The 22,589-nt window shown below is 47.5% G+C and carries 8 protein-coding genes; all 8 read left to right on the top strand.

Translation table 11 applies throughout. From position 1 onward, the window contains the following. Positions 1 to 10: 10 nt before the first annotated feature. The 8 genes from L6468_RS02605 to L6468_RS02640 all read left to right on the top strand — a co-directional run bounded on the left by L6468_RS02605 (position 11) and on the right by L6468_RS02640 (position 22,588). Entirely contained in the window at positions 11 to 1,636 is a 1,626-nt protein-coding gene (locus L6468_RS02605; protein WP_237794858.1) for a fasciclin domain-containing protein, read from the top strand. A gap of 20 nt (positions 1,637 to 1,656) precedes the next feature. Continuing rightward, on the top strand, positions 1,657 to 4,872 hold the full coding sequence (locus tag L6468_RS02610) for a SusC/RagA family TonB-linked outer membrane protein (RefSeq protein ID WP_237794862.1): 3,216 nt from the start codon (positions 1,657 to 1,659) through the stop codon (positions 4,870 to 4,872). Between the two features lie 37 nt (positions 4,873 to 4,909). Further along, on the top strand, positions 4,910 to 6,625 hold the full coding sequence (locus tag L6468_RS02615; RefSeq protein ID WP_237794870.1) for a RagB/SusD family nutrient uptake outer membrane protein: 1,716 nt from the start codon (positions 4,910 to 4,912) through the stop codon (positions 6,623 to 6,625). 440 nt (positions 6,626 to 7,065) lie between these two features. Beyond that, entirely contained in the window at positions 7,066 to 10,992 is a 3,927-nt protein-coding gene (locus tag L6468_RS02620; protein ID WP_237794873.1) for a hybrid sensor histidine kinase/response regulator transcription factor, read from the top strand. A 250-nt stretch (positions 10,993 to 11,242) separates the two neighbouring features. Then, the gene (locus L6468_RS02625) at positions 11,243 to 15,097 is read left to right on the top strand and encodes a hypothetical protein (protein ID WP_237794875.1); all 3,855 of its coding nucleotides are present in this window, start codon (positions 11,243 to 11,245) and stop codon (positions 15,095 to 15,097) included. Positions 15,098 to 15,266: 169 nt separating this feature from the next. Continuing rightward, entirely contained in the window at positions 15,267 to 16,886 is a 1,620-nt protein-coding gene (locus L6468_RS02630; protein WP_237794882.1) for a glycoside hydrolase family 43 protein, read from the top strand. A 30-nt stretch (positions 16,887 to 16,916) separates the two neighbouring features. Next, positions 16,917 to 20,609, top strand: coding sequence for a family 43 glycosylhydrolase (locus tag L6468_RS02635; protein ID WP_237794884.1), 3,693 nt, complete (start codon positions 16,917 to 16,919; stop codon positions 20,607 to 20,609). 2 nt (positions 20,610 to 20,611) lie between these two features. Then, a complete protein-coding gene (locus L6468_RS02640) occupies positions 20,612 to 22,588 on the top strand; it encodes a glycoside hydrolase family 97 protein (RefSeq protein WP_237794886.1) in 1,977 nt (658 codons plus the stop codon). Position 22,589: the final 1 nt, after the last annotated feature.

Raw genomic sequence — 22,589 nt, forward strand, 5'->3', positions numbered from 1 at the left:
ATTGATAATTATGACAACGAATAATATCAAACATTATTTCTTAGCGTTCTGCGTAGGCTGCGGGGCCGTGTCTCTGACAACGGCCTGCAGCGAATGGGACGACCATTATGAGGATCCTATTACTCAGGCCAATGGTCAGCAGTCTTTGTGGCAGACCATCCAGCAGAACCCGGAATTGAGCGATTTCAGTGAGGTGCTCAGCAAGACGATGGTACTGCGCCAGCATAAAAAGACAGATATCAGTTATGCTGATCTCCTAAATGGCTCGCAGACCTATACCGTGCTGGCACCCGTCAATGGCACATTCAATAAGGACTCTGTGCTTGCCCTGCTGGAAACAGATAAGGGTGACTCTATGGTGGTACGCTCATTCGTGGGTAATCACCTGTCGTTCAGTCTGACGAATGATACAGAACAGCCAACTGATTTCTTCCTGCTGAACACCAAGCGTGTCTCTATCGGTAACGGACAGGTGATGGGTGTTAATCTGAAAAAGAAGAATATGAGGGCTAAAGGTGGTATCCTGCATGTCCTGGAAACCACACTGCCTTATCGTCGCAACCTTTACGAGGTGCTGATAAACGATGACCGTTATACGAAGATTGGTGAACAGCTGACCAGTTACGAGGAGGATGAGTTCAGTCCTTCACTTTCCGTGGAAGGTGACATGGTTGACGGTGAGCAGCTCTATGTGGATTCTGTGTTCATTGAACGTAACAAATTGCTGGAACAGGTTGGCAGAATAGCCGATGAGGACTCTACCTATTATATGATTGTGCCTTCAAATGACGAATGGCAGCGCGTATGGCAGGAGGCAATGGCGTATTTCCGTTATGACTCAAAAGTTGAGGGTGGTGACTCTCTGCAGCGTTTGTATGCCAACTCAGCCCTGTTGGCAGATGCCATTTTCAGTCGTACCATTCAGGCCAGTCCTGAAGACTCACTGAAAACGCGGGCATATGATAAGAAGTATCCCAAGTATCATGTGTTCTATAAGCCGTTTGAAGAAGGTGGTATCTTCTATGGTGCTACACCGGCTACATGTAGTAATGGTACACTCTATACGACCGATAAGTGGCCATTTACGCCACAGACAACCTATCAGCGCGAGATTCGCTGCGAGGGTGAGGCTAAGGGCGTGATTATTGATAATACCTTGTCAAGTTACACCACGCGTCATCATGTGGCAGATAGCGTGTCGGAGAACTGGTATCTGGTTATCTCTCCTGAGAAAAATACCAGTAACTGGACAATGACCTTTAAGTTGAGCAACACGTTGGCAGGTACCTACGATATCTGTATCGTAACGCTGCCTCAGACGGTCTATGACCCCACCAAGACCAATCTGAAGCCTTGTCAGTTCCAGGCAGAAATCAACTATGTTGATGAGAATGGTAATGCAAAGACATTTGACTGCGGTAATAAGCAGAAGTTCAAGACCCGTCCGGAGGTCGTTGATACCGTAGTGGTTGCCGAGGACTTTAAGTTCCCCGTCTGCAACTATGGTCAGACGAATAACAAGGTAACGGTTAAACTGAGATGTAGCATTCTGGCTAAGGATACTCCAAACTATTCACGCGAGATGTTGCTCGACTGCATCTACCTGCGTCCCAAGAAAATGAAGAGTGAAGAGTAAAAAGTAAAAATAGAACGAATATGAAAACAGTAATCTATAATAATATAAAAGGTATAGTAAAAGGTATTCTGCCTTCTTGCCTCTTTATCTTTTTGCCCTTGACAGTGACAGCTCAGGAGATGAAGAAGGTGAGCGGTTATGTGATGGATGCTGCCACGGGCAAGCCTTTGGCCGGTGTCATCGTTGAAGCCTATGGTAACCATCGTTTTACTGCCATGACTGATGAGACTGGTGCCTATGAGTTGAAGGTGCCCGAGTACGTGAGCAGTGTCAGTATGCGTGTTGAGGGCTATCAGGTCCTGCAGAAAGCTATCCGTACCAATACGGAAAAGACCAACGCAGAGCTTTATCCTAATACGTTCAGTCCTATCTATGAGCGTTCTACAACATCTGTATCCAGTCGTCGTGCCGAAGGTTTCGAGAATACGGCTCAGGTAAGCATCGACCCCCTGGTGGCAGAGCAGTTGGGTGCTGATATCCATTCTGTTGGCCGCAGTGGCCAGTTGGGTATTGGTAATACCATTTTTATGAATGGTCTGACCAGTCTTCAGACAAATGCCCAGCCCCTGGTTGTGATTGATGGTGTCATCACAGACATGCAGTACGACCGCGAGATGTTGCATTCCGGTTACTATAATAACCTGTTGGCCAACTTGAGCGTTACTGATATTGAGAGTGTCACCGTGTTGAAGAACGGTACGGCTATCTATGGTGCCAAGGCAGCTGGTGGCGTCCTGCTCATCAAGACCAAGCGCAATAAGTCGATGGCTACCAAGATTGATGTGAATATCAACGGTCAGTTTATGCTCCAGCCCCGTCTGCCAAAGATGATGGGTGCAGAGGACTATCGCCTCTATGCTACTGAGTTGTTGAGCGGACTCACCTCTAATGTACAGAGCATGGAGTTTGTCAATGCCGATCCCAGCAATTATTATTATAAGACCTATCATAATAATACCGACTGGACAAAGGAGGTTTATCATAACACGTTTGTGTCTAACTATGGCATCAATGTGCAGGGTGGTGATGAGGTGGCTAACTATAACCTCTCTGTAGGCTATTCTTTCGGTGAGGCTACACAGCGCGGTAACGACTTCTCGCGTTTCAACATGCGACTGAACACCGATATCCATGTGTTCCGTGGACTCGATGTACGTTTCGATGCTGCCTATAGTGACGTGAACCGTGACTTGCGTGATGACGGTGCGCCTGCCGACCTGACCGTGGGTACGGTAACGGCACCTGGTTTCCTCTCACTGATTAAGTCGCCATTCCTTTCACCTTATGCATACGACGTCAACGGCAGACTGAGTCATTATCTGTCGGCTGCCGACGATTATGCCAGCAAGGCTTTCGAGGATGATGGCAATATCTATGCCAATGCAGTACGCCTGGCTAACCCCACAGCTATCCTGAATCTGGGTAATGGCGAGAACCGTAATGAGTCTGGTAACCGTATGGTGACTTTCAGCATCACACCGCATTATCAGTTCAATGACCACCTCTCACTGCAGGAGCATTTCAATTTCACGCTGGTAAATACCAACGAGAACTATTACCTGCCTCTTGAGGGTACGCCTCCTTTCCGCCTGATGACTTCAAGCAATATCCAGGTGACGAATATGGCACAGAGCATGGCTGCACGTCAGAATGCTATCGTGAGTGACACCCGTCTGATGTGGAACAACCGCTATGGTGCTCATAAGATTGATGTCTTTGGCGGCGTACGCTACCAGAGCAGCAAGTACAAGCTGACAGCCCAGCGTGGTTACGATACCGGTAACGATAAGTATCCTAATACGGGCAATACACGTAACTACAAGTCTACATGGGGTGCAGATGACAAGAGCCGCGATCTTACATGGTATGCTCAGGCCGACTATAACTGGGCTGAGAAATACTATGTACAGGCTGGTTTCTCTGCCGAGACCAGTTCACGTTTCGGTAGTGATGCCGACGGTCTGAAACTCGGTGGCGTGGTATGGGGCCTCTTCCCCAGCGTGAATGCCGCATGGGTGCTCAGCAACGAGAAATGGCTGGCTAATGTCAAAGGTATAGACTATCTGCGTCTGAATGCCGGTTTCGATGTGACAGGTAATGATAATATTGACTATATCGCTTCAGAGACCTATTTCATTCCTAATAATATGCTGACCCAGAAGGTTGACGGAAAGTCTATTGGTAATATCGGTAATACTTCCCTGAAATGGGAAACTACCAATCGCCTGACACTTGGTCTGGAGGGTAATTTCTTCAATAACCGCCTGAATGCCCATGTCAATTATTTCAAGGGATGGACCAGCAACCTGCTTACCCTGCGCCAGTTGGCCTGGACCAGTGGCTTGGCAGAGAACTGGAGCAACGATGGTAAGCTTGAAAACGAAGGTTTTGAGGTAGGTGCCAGTCTGAAGGTGCTCAACCTGAAGGACTTCGGATGGGAACTGGGAGCATCTGCTGGTCACTATGTGAACAAGATTACTGCACTGCCCAATAACAACAGATCATTTGAGACAGAGGCCTATGGTGCTACGATTCTCTCACAGGTAGGCACTGCTGCCGGCGTGTTCTATGGCTTTAAGACCAATGGCGTCTATGCCACTCAGGCTGAGGCCGATGCCGATGGCTATTATCTGGTGAACGACCGTGATGAGAAGCAGTATTTCGCTGCTGGTGACATGCGTTTCGTCGACAAGGATAATAATGGTATCATTAATGACGACGACCGTTTTGTTATTGGCGACCCCAATCCCGATATCTACGGTAATATCTATACTCGCTTCAACTGGAAGAACTGGTCTCTGAATGCCACATTCCGCTATTCTATCGGTAATGATGTGTACAACTATCAGCGCTCACTGCTCGAGGGTGGCTCTCGTTTCTACAACCAGACCACGGCCATGCTGACTCGCTGGACTGGTGAGAACCAGCAGACCAATATGCCTCGTATCAGCTATGGTGATCCTATGGGTAACAGTCGTTTCAGTGACCGTTGGATTGAGGATGGCAGCTACCTGCGCCTGAGCAATGTCACACTGAGCTATTCTATCCCCATCCGTAGTACCTATCTGCAGGGCATCACGCTCTGGGGCGGTGCCTATAATCTCTTCACCATTACCCGTTATCTGGGTAGTGATCCCGACTGTGGCGTAAGTGGCAATGCCTTGTTGCAGGGTATCGACCGTGGCTTGCTGGCCAACGCCCGTTCTTTCGCTCTTGGTGTGAAGGTGAACCTCTAAGTGTAAATTGAAAATTGATAATTGAAAATTGAAAATTATGAATATCAAGGTATATAATAAATGGATGATAGGCGTTGGCTGTTTGTTGATGGCTACCAGTGTGATGTTTTCTTCCTGCGCTGATTTGATGGAGACCGACAGCGAGCTGGTGGAATATGAGAAGGATAATCATCTGGATTCACCCTCAGACAGCGTTTATAGCGTGATGGGTATTATCTATAAGCTTCAGACCATTGCTGACCGTACGGTCATCCTGGGTGAGGTGCGTGGTGACCTGACGACTGTCCAGGCTGCTGCTTCCAAGGATCTGAAGGCTGTAGCCAACTTCACTGTTGACACGGAGAATGCATATAACCGTATTAGTGACTATTATGCTGTTATCAATAACTGTAACTATTTCCTGACTAACGTCAAAAAGGACCTGGTACGCCATGACCGTACTGTTTTTGAACGTGAGTACGCTGCCGTCAAAGGTTTCCGCGCATGGACTTATCTGCAGTTGGCACAGATTTATGGTGAAGTTCCCCTGGTAACAGAGCCCCTGCTTACTGAGGAGGCTGCCCAGAATGCGATGAACCAGACACCTGTGGGCATTGATGAAATCTGCAAATATTTCATTGATGACTTGAAACCCTATGTGGACACACCTGTTCCTGGCTATGGTAATATTGATGAAAGACCTTCAAAGAAATTCTTCATCCCCATCCGTGCCCTGTTGGGCGACCTTTGCCTCTGGGCTGGTCGTTATGATGAGGCTGCAATGTATTATCACGACTATCTGGCCTTGCGTACAAGTCCTGTGACTACTGGTACGGCTCATGCCTTTTGGGATGATACGGATACCAAGGAGTTCCGTCTCGTCAACGACAACCTCTCTTTTGGCGGTAACGAGTGCTTGTGGGCTATCCCTATGGAGATTAATGAGTTTTACGGTATCCATAGCGAACTCGTGAATATCTTCAATTCTACAAGCTTGAATATGCAGTATGCCCAGGTGATGCCAACCCAGCAGCTCCGCGATTTGTCAGCATCATGTGACTATTGCTATATCCAGACAAAAGTAGATGGTTCTCTTGATACGCTTTATGCTCCCAGGGAGAATCTGACGAAGAAGGAATATCTGGGTGACTTGCGCCTTGGTGCTCTTTACTCGAATGTTGTAACTAGCGCAGACCGTTTCGGACGTGTTTCAAATGAATATCAGTATATCTATAAGTTCAGTTCTGAAGAGGTAGTTCTTTATCGCGCCAATATGGTTTACCTGCGTTATGCTGAAGCCCTGAACCGTGCAGGTTGTCCTCAGTCTGCTTTCGCAGTTCTGAAGTATGGACTCTATCCTGATATGGTCGCAAAGCATGTGGACAGCCTGGAGCAGGTGAAAGCCGGCACGCTTATCGACTTTGACGTGACATTGTTTACAAGCGAGAATACCCAGGGCATACATTCCCGTGGTTCTGGCAGCGCTGAGTGTGATACGCTCTACCGCATGCCGATGCCAGCCGCAGGTGAGGCTGCCACCCGTCAGGATACCATCAACTACCAGATTCCAAAGATTGAGGACATGATAATCAAGGAAATGGCATTGGAGGGTGCTTTCGAGGGCTATCGTTATTACGATTTGATGCGTGTGGCACTCCGCCGTAACGCTCCAGAATACCTTGCCGACCCCATTTCCAAGCAGAATGGAAAGGCGGATGATGCCCTGAGAGCCCTCTTGATGGACAAAAAGAACTGGTATTTACCTCGTCCGTAAGGCGACTATATACTTCATTTGTTTCCAACGGTTGTCAAATGGTTGCATTTTCGCAGAAAAAGTGATAAATGTTCAAAAACGTAAAGAAACGAAACATTTGATATAGTCTATAACGGAAAAAGGTCGTACTTTTGCATCGTCGATAAGACAAAGTGATGTTAGATGATAATAGTAATGATTCATTTTATAGTTATAGTTAGTAGTTGGATTTTAGTTTTGTAGTATATTAGTTATGGTAAAACTAATGCAAACGGTCACCTGTATGAGAATATCGGTGACCGTTTTGTTTTTGTCATTTTTAACCTGAGATTGTTATAAATGCCTGTTTTTGGCCTCATGAAACAAAAACAAAAGAAAAATTAACTTAATAAAAAGTTTTGTTTTCTTTTCTTTTTTGTATCTTTGCATCCGGATAATGCATGTTTTACCATAACGAACGTATGAAACGTACCATATTATTACTGCTCCTGTCAGTACTCTTTTCTGGGCTGTCTTATGCTCAGGCAGGATATTTTATTTCATCCGACCGCTTCTCCAGCAGTCTTATTTCTGATTTGTGTCAGGACCGTCAGGGTTCTGTATGGATTGGTACCGACTATGGCTTGAACCGTTTTGATGGCTACCGTTTCCAGACGTTTCTTCATGATGATAAAGATCCCAGTTCCCTTTCCGTTAATGTGGTGGTATCGTTGCTCAATGATCGTGAGGGACGCCTGTGGATAGGTACCAACCGTGGTCTGGATCGTTTTGATCATGATACGGAGACATTTGTACATTATCCATTCCCCAATAATATCCAACCTCGTGTGTCCAGCCTGTGCCAGAGCAAGGATGGCAGTATCCTGGTTGGTACATCGGGCTATGGCATCTTCAAATTAGGCCCAAGTGGCAAGTTGGAAGATGTTAATGCCAGTCGTCGAGAGATGTATTTCAGTCGCCTCTTTGAGGACAGTCGCGGCTGGGTATGGAAGAGCGGCTTTGATGAAGACATTGTGGTTTACGATGGTAAAAAAGTGACCCGTTTCAAGTCGCAGGTAGGTAATCCGCAAGGTTTCGTAGAACATGATGGCGAGGTACTTGTCGTTTGTCTGCATGGTTTCATGTCATACCGCAATGGCAAGATGGGTGTCGCCAATATTGATGTGAGTCAGGCTGTATCCCGTGAGGCCGTTTTCACCAATGTGTCTATTGATGAAGGAGGTAATATATATATAGGTACACGTGGTCAGGGACTTTACCGCCTGTCGTCAGACCATTCCCGCCGTTTGGAGCGTGTTGCTATAGATGCCTATGGCATTGACTCTAACACCGCAAAGGTCAGTAGCATTCTTTTTGACCGTAGCGGTAATATGTGGCTGGGCTGTCACCGCAAAGGCCTGCTGTTGATGCCCCTGCGTCCCATGCCGTTTAAGAATTGGAACTTCTTGTCTCAGGGAGTCAACCTTGGTTCTACGATATCTTCCGTTTGCGAAGGCGACAATGGTATGGTGTGGTGTACGGTACAGGGCGTAGGTATCTACGGCTTTAATACCGAGGGACGTGTCGTTGCCCATCCTGCATCACCGGATGCCGTGGAGTTTATTTTCCGTGACCGTCAGCAGCGTTATTGGGTGGGTACTGACGATGGCTTGTTTGCCTATGACCCCGTAACAGGCCGTTCAGAGCTGAAGGTGACATATGACTGTGACCGCTTTAATGATATGACCAGTGATTCCAGTGGCCGTATCTATATCTCCACCTATTCTCGTGGTTTCTGTATCTATGACCCTCAGACAGGTGATTTGCGCAACTATAATTTCTATCAGAATGACTCTGTGCGTGGTAGATTGTGCAATAACTGGATTATGGGCATGTCGTCCGATACGCAAGGATTGATATGGATGGCCACATCTTATGGCGTGTCTTGCTACGAACCCAGTACAGGCAGTTTCCGTTCGCAAGGATGGGAAACATTGCTCGAAGGTGTCGTATGCTTCGATGTCTGCGAATTACGTGGCGGACAGTTGCCCGACGGCCGTTCTCTCCGTGGCTTTATTGCCATTGGTACCGAACAGGGACTGTATCTCTACGACCGCAGGGCACATCAGGTGGAACGCTTCCCAGGCAGTGAACAGCTTAATAATAAGACAGTTTGTTATATCGTCCAGTCAAATGATAACAACCTGTGGTGCTCTACCTCACAGGGTATCTGGAAGTATCAGGTCAATTCGCATAATTTTATCGGTTATGTAGGAGGAAATGGCCTTACCCAGAAGGAATTCCTTTATGGTGTTGGTATGCACACGGATGAAGACCGTATCTTCTTCGCCCATAGTGATGGCCTCACGGTGTTCAATCCCAAGGATCTTAAGGATGATATCGCCTCTTTGGCACCTCTGCAACTGACAGGTGTGCTTGTCGGTGGTCGTGCTGTGACCTGTAATACCGAACTGAATGGTGTCATTGTTACAGATAAGCCGGTGAGCGAGAGTGATCATTTTACACTGAGCTATCTGGACCATACGATTACGCTGGGCTTCTCACAGATGAATTTCGATAATCCCATGAACGTGATTTTCGAATATCGTGTTGATGATGGTGACTGGATTCGTAATCCGGTTGGTGTCAATGAGTTTACGTTGAGCCACCTGCAGCCCGGTACTTATCATATCCATGTGCGTGCCCAGCAGGGTGGGGAATATACGCCAGAGAAAGAGGTCGTATTGGAGATACGTGCTCCTTGGTATCGCACCAAGCTGGCCTATTTCATCTATTTCGCCATCCTGATGTCCATAGGTATCTATGTCTTTGTGACCTATCGTCGTCGTGCTACCGAGCAGATGAACGAAGAAAAGATGAAATTCCTGATTAATGCCACGCACGATATCCGTTCGCCGCTGACATTGATTATGAGTCCGCTGGCCAACCTGAAACGTCGTCTTACCGGCACTGATCAGACGGATGCCCTGCGCGATATCGATACCATCGAGCATAATGCGAAACGTATCCTGAATCTGGTGAATCAGATCCTGGATGTACGTAAGATTGACAAGCAGCAGTTGCAGTTGCATTGTCAGCAGACGGATATGGTGAAATTCGTCAATGGCATCTGTAAGATGTACGAGTATAATGCCAGCGAGCGCAATATCACCTTCCGTTTCAATCATGAGGACGAACGCCTGGAGGCCTGGGTTGACCGTAGTCAGTTTGATAAGGTGGTAACCAATCTCCTTTCAAATGCCTTTAAGTACAGTTTCGATGGCGGTACGATAGATGTCAATCTCTCGCACGATGACAAGAATCTCAAGCTCCAGGTCGTTGATACCGGTGTGGGACTTGATGGTGACAGCCTGAAGCATATCTTTGACCGCTTCTATCAGGGCACCAACTCTTATCGCCTGCATATTGACGGTACGGGCATTGGGCTGAACCTCTGTAAGATGATTGTCGATATGCACCATGGTACTATCGAGGCTCGTAACCGTCAGGGTGAGAAGGGTTCTGTCTTTGAGGTCTGTCTGCCATTGGGTAAGGAACATCTGACGGAGCAGGAGGTTGTCGTGGAAACAGTTGACGCTCAACAGTCTCCCAATACCCAACACCTGACATCCAACAAACATCGTGTGCTGGTTGTTGATGATGATGAGGAAATCTGCCGTTATATCTCTACTGAACTAGGACGTTACTATAAGTTCACCACAAGTCCTAATGGTAAGGAAGGCATAAAAGAACTGCTCACAGGCGAATATGATGTCGTGGTGAGCGATGTGATGATGCCCGAGATGGACGGCTTCACCATGCTCCGCATGATTAAGACCAATGTCAATATCGCACATATCCCCGTGGTGATGCTTACTTCCAAGGCCGATGTGGCCAACCGCCTGGAGGGTCTCGAGCGCGGTGCAGATGCTTTCCTGGCCAAACCTTTCGACCTTGAAGAACTCCACATGGTGATTGAGAACCTGATCCAGGGTCGCCAGCGCCTGAAGGGTAAGTATAGCGGTGCCCAGCAGCAGGTGGATAAACTGGAACAGCCAGAGGTGAAGGGTAATGATGAACTGCTCATGGAACGTATCATGAAGGCGGTGAACAAAAACCTGTCGAATAGCGACTTCAATGTGGATATGCTGACACAGGAAGTTGGTATCAGTCGTGCACAGCTGCATCGTAAGATGAAAGAGATGACGGGTATCTCTACCTCAGAGTTTATTCGTAATATCCGATTGGAGCAGGCTGCCCGTCTGCTGCGTGAGCAAAAAATCAATGTCACGCAGGTGGCTTATACCGTAGGCTTCTCAAATCTGGCTCATTTCTCCACCATCTTCCGTAAACATTTCGGTATCGCACCGTCGGAGTATGCTGAGAAAAATGGTGAGGTAGATGCATAAAATACCCCGTTTTGATTTTATATAAACGTGAGTTTCTGATTCAGATACTCACGTTTTTCTTTCTATGTATCGTTGCAAAAGTATTTGCAATACGCGTATTTTTATGTTTTTGGACAAAAAACAAAGTCTATGAGACAAAAATCAAATAGTGTTCGCGCGATTCATATTAACTTTGCGGCGTTTAAAATCGAAACTATCATTTATTATTCACATTTTATTAACTTAATTATTAACTTAAAACTTTATGCACATGAGAAAAACTTACATGATGCTGCTCGCACTGGTGCTCACGATGTTGGGCGTCTCTGATGCGATGGCTCAGGAGAAGATTTATCGCGCAGAGCTCGATAAGTCGATGTTTAAGGCATGGACAAGCGATCAGCCTGGGGCTACCGAAGTAGAGAACCCTGAGGCTATTGATGTCTCGGATGAAAATCCGAATGGTACTCCATTCTCTTGCGACAACAATCTTTATAAGGAGATTGGTTCGTGGAGTGGTATCTTCGGTAATACTGCAGCTTACTATCTTTGGTATGCTGACATTACTGGTACCAAGAAGATGTACTTCAAGGGTACACCTGGTTTCAAATTCTATGTTCAGTTCAACCGTCAGGCTCCTGAGGAGGGCGGTGACGCCCATGGTGGTGCTATGGTTCAGCAGGAACTGACCATTGGTGACGATGGAACTGCTACTTATGACATTCCTGAGAGCATGACCTATGTTCACTTGAACTGTATCAAGACTAAGGGCATCGATGGTACCGGTATTCTCAAAGGTATGGAAATTGAGGGTACTGTTAAGCCCGTTACTGGTATTCTTAGTATGATTAACAATGGTGATGCTGAGGGTGACGATCTCTTAAGCTTCCCTGTTTCTTGGGATGGTCCTAACAATAATGACTCTGCTCCCGATTCACCTGAGATTGTTGAAGGTGGCGTTGATGGTAGCAAGTGCTTCAAGGTGACTGCTTTTGCAGAGCCTACACAGACTTGGCATTCTCAGTTCTATATCAAGGCTGACGAAGTAATGCCTAAGGGAACTAAGTGGAAGTTGAAGATGGCTATTAAGGCTAGCAAGGAGTCTCATGTTACTACCTCTGCACAGGGTCAGCCCCGTCAATGGAAAGGTGGCATGATCAATGAATTTACCGTAGGCACTGAGTGGACTAACTATGAATGGTCTGGTGAGATTGGTGTTGACGATTTCCAGAGCATTGCCTTTGACTTGAATAATGGTGATGAGCGTAATGCTGATGACAATGGTTGGCTACCAGGTAATGGTGGTACGGAATTCTTCTTTGATAACATTGAGTTCGGTATTGACCTCGGCGGTTCTAACCCCTTGAGCTCTGTAAGCGCAGCTTCAGGTAATGACGTTGTTCGTATTGACCTCGGAGGTACCACTAATATGAAGGAATTGGTGGCTGCTTCTCCTTTGAAGACTTTGGTCTTTGATAATAGTACTGTAACTCTCACTGTTGATGGTGAGCCTTTCGAAGATATTGTTTCTGTTGAGGGTTATAGTGATGGTAATCTTTATATCTTCCTTGAAGAGGATCTCTATGCTGAAAATAAAGTGAAGGTTGCCTTCACGAATCCTGAGGATGATGCTCATCGTCTGCTCTTCGCTACTGGTAAGTGGGAAGGCGAGGCTGTTCCTGATTTCAGCGGAATGGAAGCTCCTTTCGATGTTGAGCTGGCTAATGCTGGTTATGTATCTTATCTGTATGGTGAGCCTGAGATGGTAAAGATTGATCCAGAGAATGGTTCATTCAACCTGTCTAACGATGTAAAGGCATTCACTGTTACCTTCAACCAGCCTGTATTGGTTTCTTCTGTTGTGGCTAAGTTGGGTTCTGAGGCTCTGACTGCTTCTGGTGACGATGAGTACTCAAAGGTTATTACCCTGACTCGTACTTCTGATGCTGCTTTGACAGGCGCTGTGAAACTTGTTATCTCTGCAGCAGAAGGTAAGGCTGGTGATGCTTTCGGTTTGGCAAACGATATCGTAGTTAATTATAGCTATGGTCCTGTTTCTCTTGATGGTGATGATCAGCCTGCAGTTATCTATACTTCTAACTTCGCACGTGAAGGTGTCGACGCTAATGGTGCTGGTTGGTATGTAAATGCAGGTACTGCTTTGCAGCCTGCAGGCTCTGATTCTGGTTGCCGTATTATGCACGATCAGGGTGCATTCTCTAATGACCTCGTATACATTGCCCAGCGTGATGCTGCCAAAGGTGGTGTGGCTGTTTATGGTATCGACGATGATTATAAGCTGGCTCTTGAGGCTGGTAAGACATACCACGTCACATTGAAGGCTTGCCGTCATGACAGAACTGATGTTGCTTTGCGTGTTCAGGTTCTTCCAGAGGCAGCTGTAAGTACTGAGGATGGTAGTTTGATTGATTCTGAAGCTATTTTGGCTGAGGACTTCCAGGCAATTACTCCTGAGAAGAGTTCTAAGCTGGCTGTTAACTTTGACCTTGCCGTTACTCCTTCTGAGGCTGGTAATTTCGTGATTCGTCTGGTTCCAAGTAAGGAGAATGGTTCTTTTGCTGGATACGATGACCCTGTTTGCTTCGGTGACGTTAAGGTTGAATACATTCCTAACGTAATGGGTATTGTTGAGACCAAGGCCCTGCAGACTGCTCTTGCTGATGCTAAGAATACACGCGATACTAATAATGGTGAGCGTTATGCCGGTGAGGCCTTCACTGCTCTGGATAACCTGGTTAAGGAGGTTGAGGCTAATATGGGTTCTTACTATGCTCCTTCTACTTATGCTAAGAAGACCGAGGAACTTAACGAAACTGCAAAGGCTCTGACAGACCACGTTGCACTTTGCGACGAGTACGACAAGTTGCCTCAGCAGGCATTCGACCTCTGGGTAGAGAAGAAAGAGTCTAAGTTCATTGATACTGAGTACTTCAAGAATCTGGTTACTATTGTAAATAAGTACTGTACTTATGGTGATGAAACCACATTCAATGAGGAGACTCAGGAAGAGGTTACCACACTTGTTCTGAAGGATTTCGTTAAGTACTATACAACTGCTGAACTGAACGCTGCTAAGAAGGAACTGTCTGACGTAATCACCATGGCTAGCAAGTGGCTCACTGAAGGTCCTTCAACCAAGGGCTGGAACCAGATTACCACTGGTTATGCTGCACTCCACGAGCGTATCCGTCGCGGTGTTGAGTTGCTGAAGAGCCTTGGTGTTGCTGACGATGATCCTCTGATTGTACAGGCTGATGCTGAGCTTGGCGATAACGACGAGATTGCTGATGCTATTGCATTCCGCGCTAAGTCAATTATCCTGGAAGACCTGGCTAAGGGCGCAGAATCTACACTGTTTGCTCCTGCCGGTGATGAGGGTGAAACTCCTTCTTATGACCTGAGTGTATTCTTCAAGAACCCCAACTGCTACGGACCTGCTAACTCTACAGAGGTTCCCGGTTGGACCAGTGCAGCTGGTAACGGCTTCGCATGGAGTTCTTGGGATGGTGCACAGAACCACAGCGCTAACACTCCTTATCCTGAGGATTGTGATATTCACGCAGGTTGGCACCCCAATCCTTATGCAATCGTAGAACAGACTGTTTCTGAACTGCCTGCAGGTACCTATGTTGTTACTGTTAAGTGTAATGACAACGGCAATTCTTGGAATGCAGCTACTGACGAAAATCCTGGAAGTGGAACATGTGCTTTCGTAAGAACATCTGCTAATCCTGCTATTGAATCTGGTGCAGAGGTTGACCGTGAGACGGATTTCGCTGCTTATCTTACTGGTAGTGGTGATTTCGGCGGAGAAGATGGAATTACAATTGAGGATGGTCAGCTGACTGTTGGCTTCTACTATGGTAGTACTTCTCAGGCATTCTTCGAGGAGATCACATCTGTGAAACTGATTGCTCCTCTTGCTGGTCATGACTACAAGAATGACAAGGAGACCAGCATCGAGACAGCCGCTGCTCCTTCAGTACGTTCTATCCTGGTTTATGACTTGAATGGACGCCGCGTCATCAAGGCTAACAAGGGTCTGCAGATTGTGAAGAAGCAGATGAGCGATGGTTCAGTACGTGTTGAGAAGGTTGTGAAGTAATTCTTCGATACAATTCATATCAAGGAGGTGTGCTAGAAATAGCGCACCTCTTTTTGTGTTTGTAGCATATATGCAACAAATAGAAACAGATAAGAAACATACGTAGGTGTTATTTTACAATCTTTTTTGTTACCTTTGCACGCAGTAAAAGAATAAAAACCCAAAACGAATGAAAAAACTGTTACTTACCTTAGCCGCAGCGCTCCTGTTGGGAGCCGGCGCACAAGCGCAAATTAAGAATCCTATGCTTTGGGCCGACGTGCCCGATCCAGATGTCATCCGTGTAGGCGATACTTTCTATCTTGTATCTACCACCATGCATCTGATGCCTGGCGGTCCTATCATGGCATCAAAAGATTTAAAGAACTGGGAGACCGTGGGCTATATCTTCGATAAGCTTACCGACTCGCCCAAGTATGACCTACAGGAAGGAACTGTATATGGTCGCGGACAGTGGGCCACTTCCCTGAAATATCACGATGGGAAATTCTGGGCTCTACTGGCTCCCAATGAGCCAGGTTCTATGGGCGACACGTATATCTTCACGGCAGATAAGGCGGAGGGTCCTTGGACTATCCATTCCCGTTTGCGCCATTTCCATGATGCCACTCTTTTCTTTGACGAGGATGGCACACCCTATGTTTTCTTTGGAACAGGTGAGATGTGTCAGTTGACACGCGACCTGAAAGGTGTTGTGGATGGTTCGCTGCGTCATTATTTCCAGCGTGAGGCCGATGAGCGTGGATTGTTGGAGGGTACACGTGTCATCAAGCACAATGGTACTTATTATGCTCTGCTTATTTCTCATGTCTATGCCCCTGGCCGTCATCGCCGTGAGGTGTGCTACCGCACCAAGGATCTGAATGGCACATGGGAGAAGAATACCGTGCTGGAGTCTGACTTCGGTGGTTTCTCTTATCTGGCACAGGGCACTATCGTGGATACCCCGGAGGGCGACTGGTATGGCGTCATGTTCCAGGATCGTGGTGGCGTCGGTCGTGTGCTGACGTTGAGTCCCGTTCGCTGGATTGACGGTTGGCCACAGTTGGGCGATGAGAATGGAAAGGTGCCTGAGACGATGCGTCCTTATCGTAGTGGAATGCCCGAGAAAGGCATCGTTTGTTCTGACGATTTCTCAGGTGAGAAGTTAGGCTTGCATTGGGAATGGAATCATAACCCCATCGATAATGCGTGGAGCTTGAAGGAGCGTCCTGGATTCCTGCGTCTGAAGACCAATCGCGTGGTGGAGAACCTGTACCTGGCACCCAACACGCTGACGCAGCGTATGGAGGGTCCTACCTGCAGTGGTTATATTGCCATGGATATCTCAAAGATGAAGGATGGCGACTGTGCTGGTCTGGCTGCCTTTAATGGCGACAGTGGTGTTCTGACCATCAAGAAGCAGGGTAAGAAATATGTTCTTGAGATGAGTGAACAGAAGGTGAGTCTCACTGATCGTGAGAAGGCTGTGACAAATGTCGAGGTTAAAGTCATCGAGACCGTGGACCTGTCTGCTGCCTTTAAATCTCAAACCTCAAAAAGCAAGTCTCAAATCATCTACCTCCGCCTTGATGGCGATTTCCAGCCCGGTCATCATGATGTGGCTAATTTCTATTATAGTCTGGATGGCGAGAACTGGACAAAGATTGGAACAGAGAACTATCGCATGATTTTCGATTATCGTCGTTTCTTTATGGGCACGAAGTTCGGAATCTTCAACTATGCTACCAAGAAAACTGGCGGCTATGTTGACGTGGATGCGTTTGTATATAGCAAGAGTGAAAAATAATATATATCAATGACTAGAAAGAAAAGCACTATGAAGAATCGTTTGATTGTTTTTGCGGTGGCATTGATGCTTGGCCTTGCAGGTTGGGCACAGAGTGTAAAACCGCTGCCTTCACTCCATGTAGAAGGCAAATGGCTGGTGGATACCTATGGTAATCATGTGGTGTTGCACGGTGTGATGGACACACCGAGTGCTTACTTCAACGGCGGACGTTGGGGATGGAACTATGATGCCAATGGTGCCAAAAACTGTGTGGCCTATTTTGAGAAACTGTTTACAGGACTGGAGAAGGCTAATTGTGATGTGTTCCGTTTGCATCTTGATCCTGCATGGACCAATAGTAGCAGCGTTACTGCCGCTGGATTCACAAGTAAGGAGGTTGTAGAGAATGGCAAGACTGTTACTAAGTATTACGACCCGATAGGTCAGGAGGTGGGTGGCGAGGCTAATATTATGCATTTCAGTGCCAAGCGCCTGTCTACCTATATGAAGTCTGTATATGTGCCTATCATGAAAGAGGCTATGAATCATGGTATGTATGTCGTGGTACGTCCGCCGGGTGTCTGTCCTGGTGAAATTCGTGTAGATGGCTACTATCAGAAATACCTGATGGAGGTATGGGACAGCGTTTCAAAAAATGAAACGGTTCGTGCCTTTGCCGGTCAGATTAGTCTGGAGTTGGCCAACGAGCCTGTCAGTGTAAAGAATGCATCAGGTAATAATGACAAGAAGGCTCTGCATGACTTCTTCCAGCCTATCGTGGAAAAGATTCGTGAGAATGGCTTTACGGGCATTATCTGGATTCCAGGTTCTGGTTGGCAGGCTAACTATGCGGATTATAAGACATATCCTATTACGGGTGACAATATTGGCTATGCTGTACACGACTATGACGGATGGTATGGCTGTGCCGACAAAAATCTGAGTGCTTCTGACGTACCTGCTGCTACGCAGAGAAAAATTACGCAATTCCACAATCAGGTTCCTGTAGTGGATACCAACCCTGTCATCATTACAGAGATTGACTGGAGTCCTTATAAACCAGGCACGGATCATGTTAATGAGCATGGTGAAACCGTATTGTCAAACTATGGTACATGGGCTACTGGACGTACCTCTGTGTGGGGTACTATCACCAAAGGCGTGCACGACCATTATGGTAATATCTCAATGACCCTTTCTGGTACGGCTTGCTTGATTGATATTGATAAGTTGCTGGCAGACGGCTCCGTGGTTCCTGCCTTTGATGGACTGGAGGAGGCCTGCGGTAAGGCATGCATGGACTGGTATGCAGAATATGCCAAGGTCAACAACCCCGTGGCTGACTATCAGTGTGATGTGCCCATTGCTGACAATGGCAACGGCACCTATACCAACCCTGTGGTGAGGGCTGATATTCCCGATCCTGATGTGATTCGTGTGGGCGACACCTATTATATGGTATCTACCACGATGGTACATTTCCCTGGTGCCACCATCCTGAAGTCGAAGGATATGGTGAACTGGGAGTATTGCGCTAACCCACTGGAGAAACTGCTCGATGACGATAGGTATAACCTGCGTAATGGTCAGAACTTCTACTCTAAGGGTATGTGGGCTTGCTCTATGAAATATCATGACGGTAAGTTCTATATCCTGATTAATGGCAACGACAGCCGCGCATGGTTGCTCACGGCTACCGACCCCGAGGGCAAATGGACGGTGAAGCGTCTGGCACATAACTACTATGACCCAGGCATGCTTTTCGATAATGGAAAGGTCTATATCGTTTGCGGTATCAATCATCTCACGATGGTGGAACTGGATGAGAATTTCAACGAGCTACGCAGTAAGGTCGTCGTGGTACGTGATGATGCCGGTCTCGAAGGTTGCCACCTCTATAAGCATGGCGACTACTATTATATCTATGCCACCTATGGTGGCTGGCCCAGTGGTCAGGTTGCTTTCCGTTCTACCGATCCGTTTGGCACCTACGAGGAGAAGATGCTGGTGGAGAAAACCATCAATGGTCAGGTGAACACCATCCATCAGGGTGCCCTTATCGAAGATACTGCAGGAAAGTGGTGGACCATTATGCAGCAGGATCTCGGTGCCCTGGGACGTTTCCCCAACCTGCAGCCTGTTACATGGGTGGATGGTTGGCCTATCGTCGGCAATAACGGTGTGCCTTATCAGACCTATACCAAGCCTGCCGGTACCAATGAGTATCCCAGACAGATGACTACTACCGATGTGTTCCGCAATTTCCCACTTGACATGCAATGGGAGTGGAACCACCTGCCACAGGCAAATGGCTATAGCCTCTTTGAGCGTGCCGGCTGGCTTCGCCTGAAGGCTACCAGCACCACCAACCTGTTGTCTCAGGCACAGAACACGCTGACACAGCGTATCTATATGCGCAGTGATAAACCAGCTATTGGTACTGTACGTTTAGATGTCACCAAACTGGCTGACGGCGACCGTGCCGGTATCTGCATCTTCCAGGATCCCTATGCCCAGATTGGTGTAGAGAAAAAGAATGGTGAGTATAAAATCTACTGGCGTCAGGATGCCTTGGATGGTGCTGCTGCCTCAACGAAGGAACAGTATGCTTCGGCCACAGTGACGGATATCGTCTATCTGCGCGCCTCTTTCAACTACAATACTAGTAAGACGAAGTTCTACTACTCGCTGGATAACAAGACATGGTCTGCGCTTGGTGGTGAGACCTCTATGGGATTCAACCTGAGTGTCTTCGTTGGTGCCCGTTTCGGCCTGTTCTGCTATGCTACCAGTGCGCTTGGTGGCGGTTCTGCTGACTTTGACTGGTTCTCTACCGAGGAAGACTTCGATGAGGATGCCCTCTATCAACCTTTCACCAGACCGCTGGATGAGTCGATGTTCACGGCTACCCAGTTGGCACCTGCAGCTACTTCTATGTATCTGAAGATTGGTGCCTTGTATGCGCCCCGTATCACGGCTACCTTCAAGGATAAGCACACGGAGAATGTGTCATCGCAGGTTACTTACGAATCGTCTAATCCAGAAAATGTGGAGATTGTTAATGGTCAGTTGCGTGGACTGAAACAGGGGTCTTCTGTCATTACGGCTTCTTACACAGATATTCTGGGCAATAATCTTGAAACATCGTTTACGGCTAATGGCACCTACTTCCCCTTGGGACAGGATGATGTGAAGGTCCTGAAAGGTAGCGGTACCTATACAGAGAAGAACCATATCTTTGTTCCAAATAAGAACGGACGTATTGGATGGTCTTATGATACGCCTATTGATATCTCAGAGTTCAGATATTTGGTTATCAAACTGATTTCGTTGACAACAGCAACGCCTAATTTTGGTGTTATCATCTGTCCCAAGATAAGTAATGTATGGTATGCTTCTGAACTCGCAAGAAACAAGGTGACTGTGATTGATTTGCAGTCGGCCCGCTATACCACGGCAGTGAAGAAGAATCAGCCACTTGACCTCACCAATATTGCTTCTATCAGTCTGACAAGTGACGGTACGACTGCTACGGCAAAGATCTATGTGAGCGAGGTGTACCTGACCAATGAGAATCCTGTAGGTATTGACGAGGTGGAGGTAACACCTGATTCAGAGATGGTAAATGTCTATACACTGGGTGGTCAGTTGCTCCAGACTGGTGTCAACCGCAGCGAGGCCGTGAAGCAGCTGCCTGCTGGTGTCTATGTCATCGGAAAGAAAAAAGTGATTATCAGATAATAATGAAAAAAGTTTTGTTTTTTAGTAGCCTGTTGCTGACATGCTTGTCGGCACAGGCTTTTGAGAAAAAGATAACAAGTCCTGACGGAAACCTCGTGGTGACTGTCAATGATGAGGGTGGAAAGCCTGGTTATCAGGTGGATTACAAGGGCACGGCCATGTTGCTGCGCTCGCCACTGGGACTGGTGTTGAACTTTGAGGATCTCACAAAAGACCTTGTCATTAAAGACTGTCCCACACAGACGGTGACCGATGATTATTCGCTGAAGACCATCAAGCAGAGCACCGTACACTATGAGGCTACCGAGGCTGTTTGTCAGGTTGAGAAGAATGGTCGTCATGCCATGGATATCATCTTTCGTGTGAGCAACCGTGACGTGGCTTTTTCATATAAATTGTATTCAAGGAAGAGTCGTGGTGGCGAGACGCTGGTGGCTATCGTAGAGAATGAGGCCAGCGGTTTTGTATTGCCCGACGGTACCACCACCTTCCTCTGTCCGCAGTCAAAGCCAATGGGTGGCTTTGCTCGCACATCTCCCAGCTACGAGACCTCTTATACGCTCGATGAGCCTATGGGTAAGAACGGCTGGGGCGAGGGCTATTCGTTCCCTTGTCTGTTCAAGGTGCCGGTTGCTGCAACCAAGTCGCAGCCCACGGGACAGGGCTGGGTACTGATTTCTGAGACCGGTACCGATGGCAACTACGTGGCCTGCCGTCTGCTCAACGACGGTGGTGCCAACTATAAGATTGGTTTCCCTCAGCAGGGCGAGATGAATGGCTGGGGCACCACGACAGCTTCTGTCAGTCTGCCTGCCCAGACACCTTGGCGTACGATTACGGTGGGAAATACCTTGCAGAATGTGGTGGAGACCACAGTAGCTTTCGACCTGGTAAAACCGAAGTATAAGGCTAGCCGTGACTATACCTATGGCGCCGGTTCGTGGTCATGGATCATTGGTATGGACTCCAGCTGTAACTTCGACGAGCAGAAGCGTTATATCGACTTCTCTGCTGCTATGGGCTGGCGCACGGTACTGATTGATGCCCTGTGGGACAAACAGATTGGTTATGAGAAGATGGCAGAACTGTCTCGTTATGCCAAGTCAAAAGGCGTGGGTCTCTTCCTGTGGTACAACTCTAACGGCTCTTGGAATGATGCCCCTCAGTCGCCCCTGAACAAGATGAATCGTTCTGCGGCTCGTCGTCAGGAGATGAAATGGATGCAGGAGAATGGCATTCTGGGTATCAAGGTTGACTTCTTCGGTGGTGACAAACAGGCTATGATGCAGCTCTACGAGGATATCCTGACCGACGCCAACGAGTTTGGCATTCAGTGTATCTTCCATGGTTGCACGCTGCCTCGTGGATGGGAACGTATGTATCCTAACTATGTGGCTTCTGAGGCTGTGCTGGCATCAGAGAACCTGCACTTCGGTCAGGGCTCATGCGATGCTGAGGCTTTCAATGGCTGTATCCATCCCTTCATCCGCAACACGGTGGGTTCAATGGACTTTGGTGGCTCAACACTGAACAAGTTCTATAATGCCGACAATAAACGTGGCACACACCGTGTGACCAGTGATGTCTATGCCTTGGCAACGGCCGTCTTGTTCCAGAGCAGTGTGCAGCATTTTGCCATGGCTCCCAACAACCTGACGGATGCTCCCTCTTGGGCTGTGGATTTCATGAAGAACGTGCCCACGACCTGGGACGAGGTGAAGTTCATCGATGGCTATCCCGGTAAGTACTGCATCATGGCACGCCGTCATGGTGATAAGTGGTTCGTGGCTGGTATCTGTGCCGACAAGCAGCCTCTGAAGAAGACCATCACTTTGCCGATGTTCGCTAAGGGTACCGAACTGCAGGTCTATAGCGACGATGCACAGTTACAGGGTAGCGTAAGCACAGTGAAACAGAATAAGAAACAGCAACTCACCGTGACCATCCCCACGAATGGCGCTGTTGTAATTATGAATTAAA

The sequence above is a fragment of the Prevotella communis genome (assembly GCF_022024115.1).
Lineage (GTDB): Bacteria > Bacteroidota > Bacteroidia > Bacteroidales > Bacteroidaceae > Prevotella > Prevotella communis.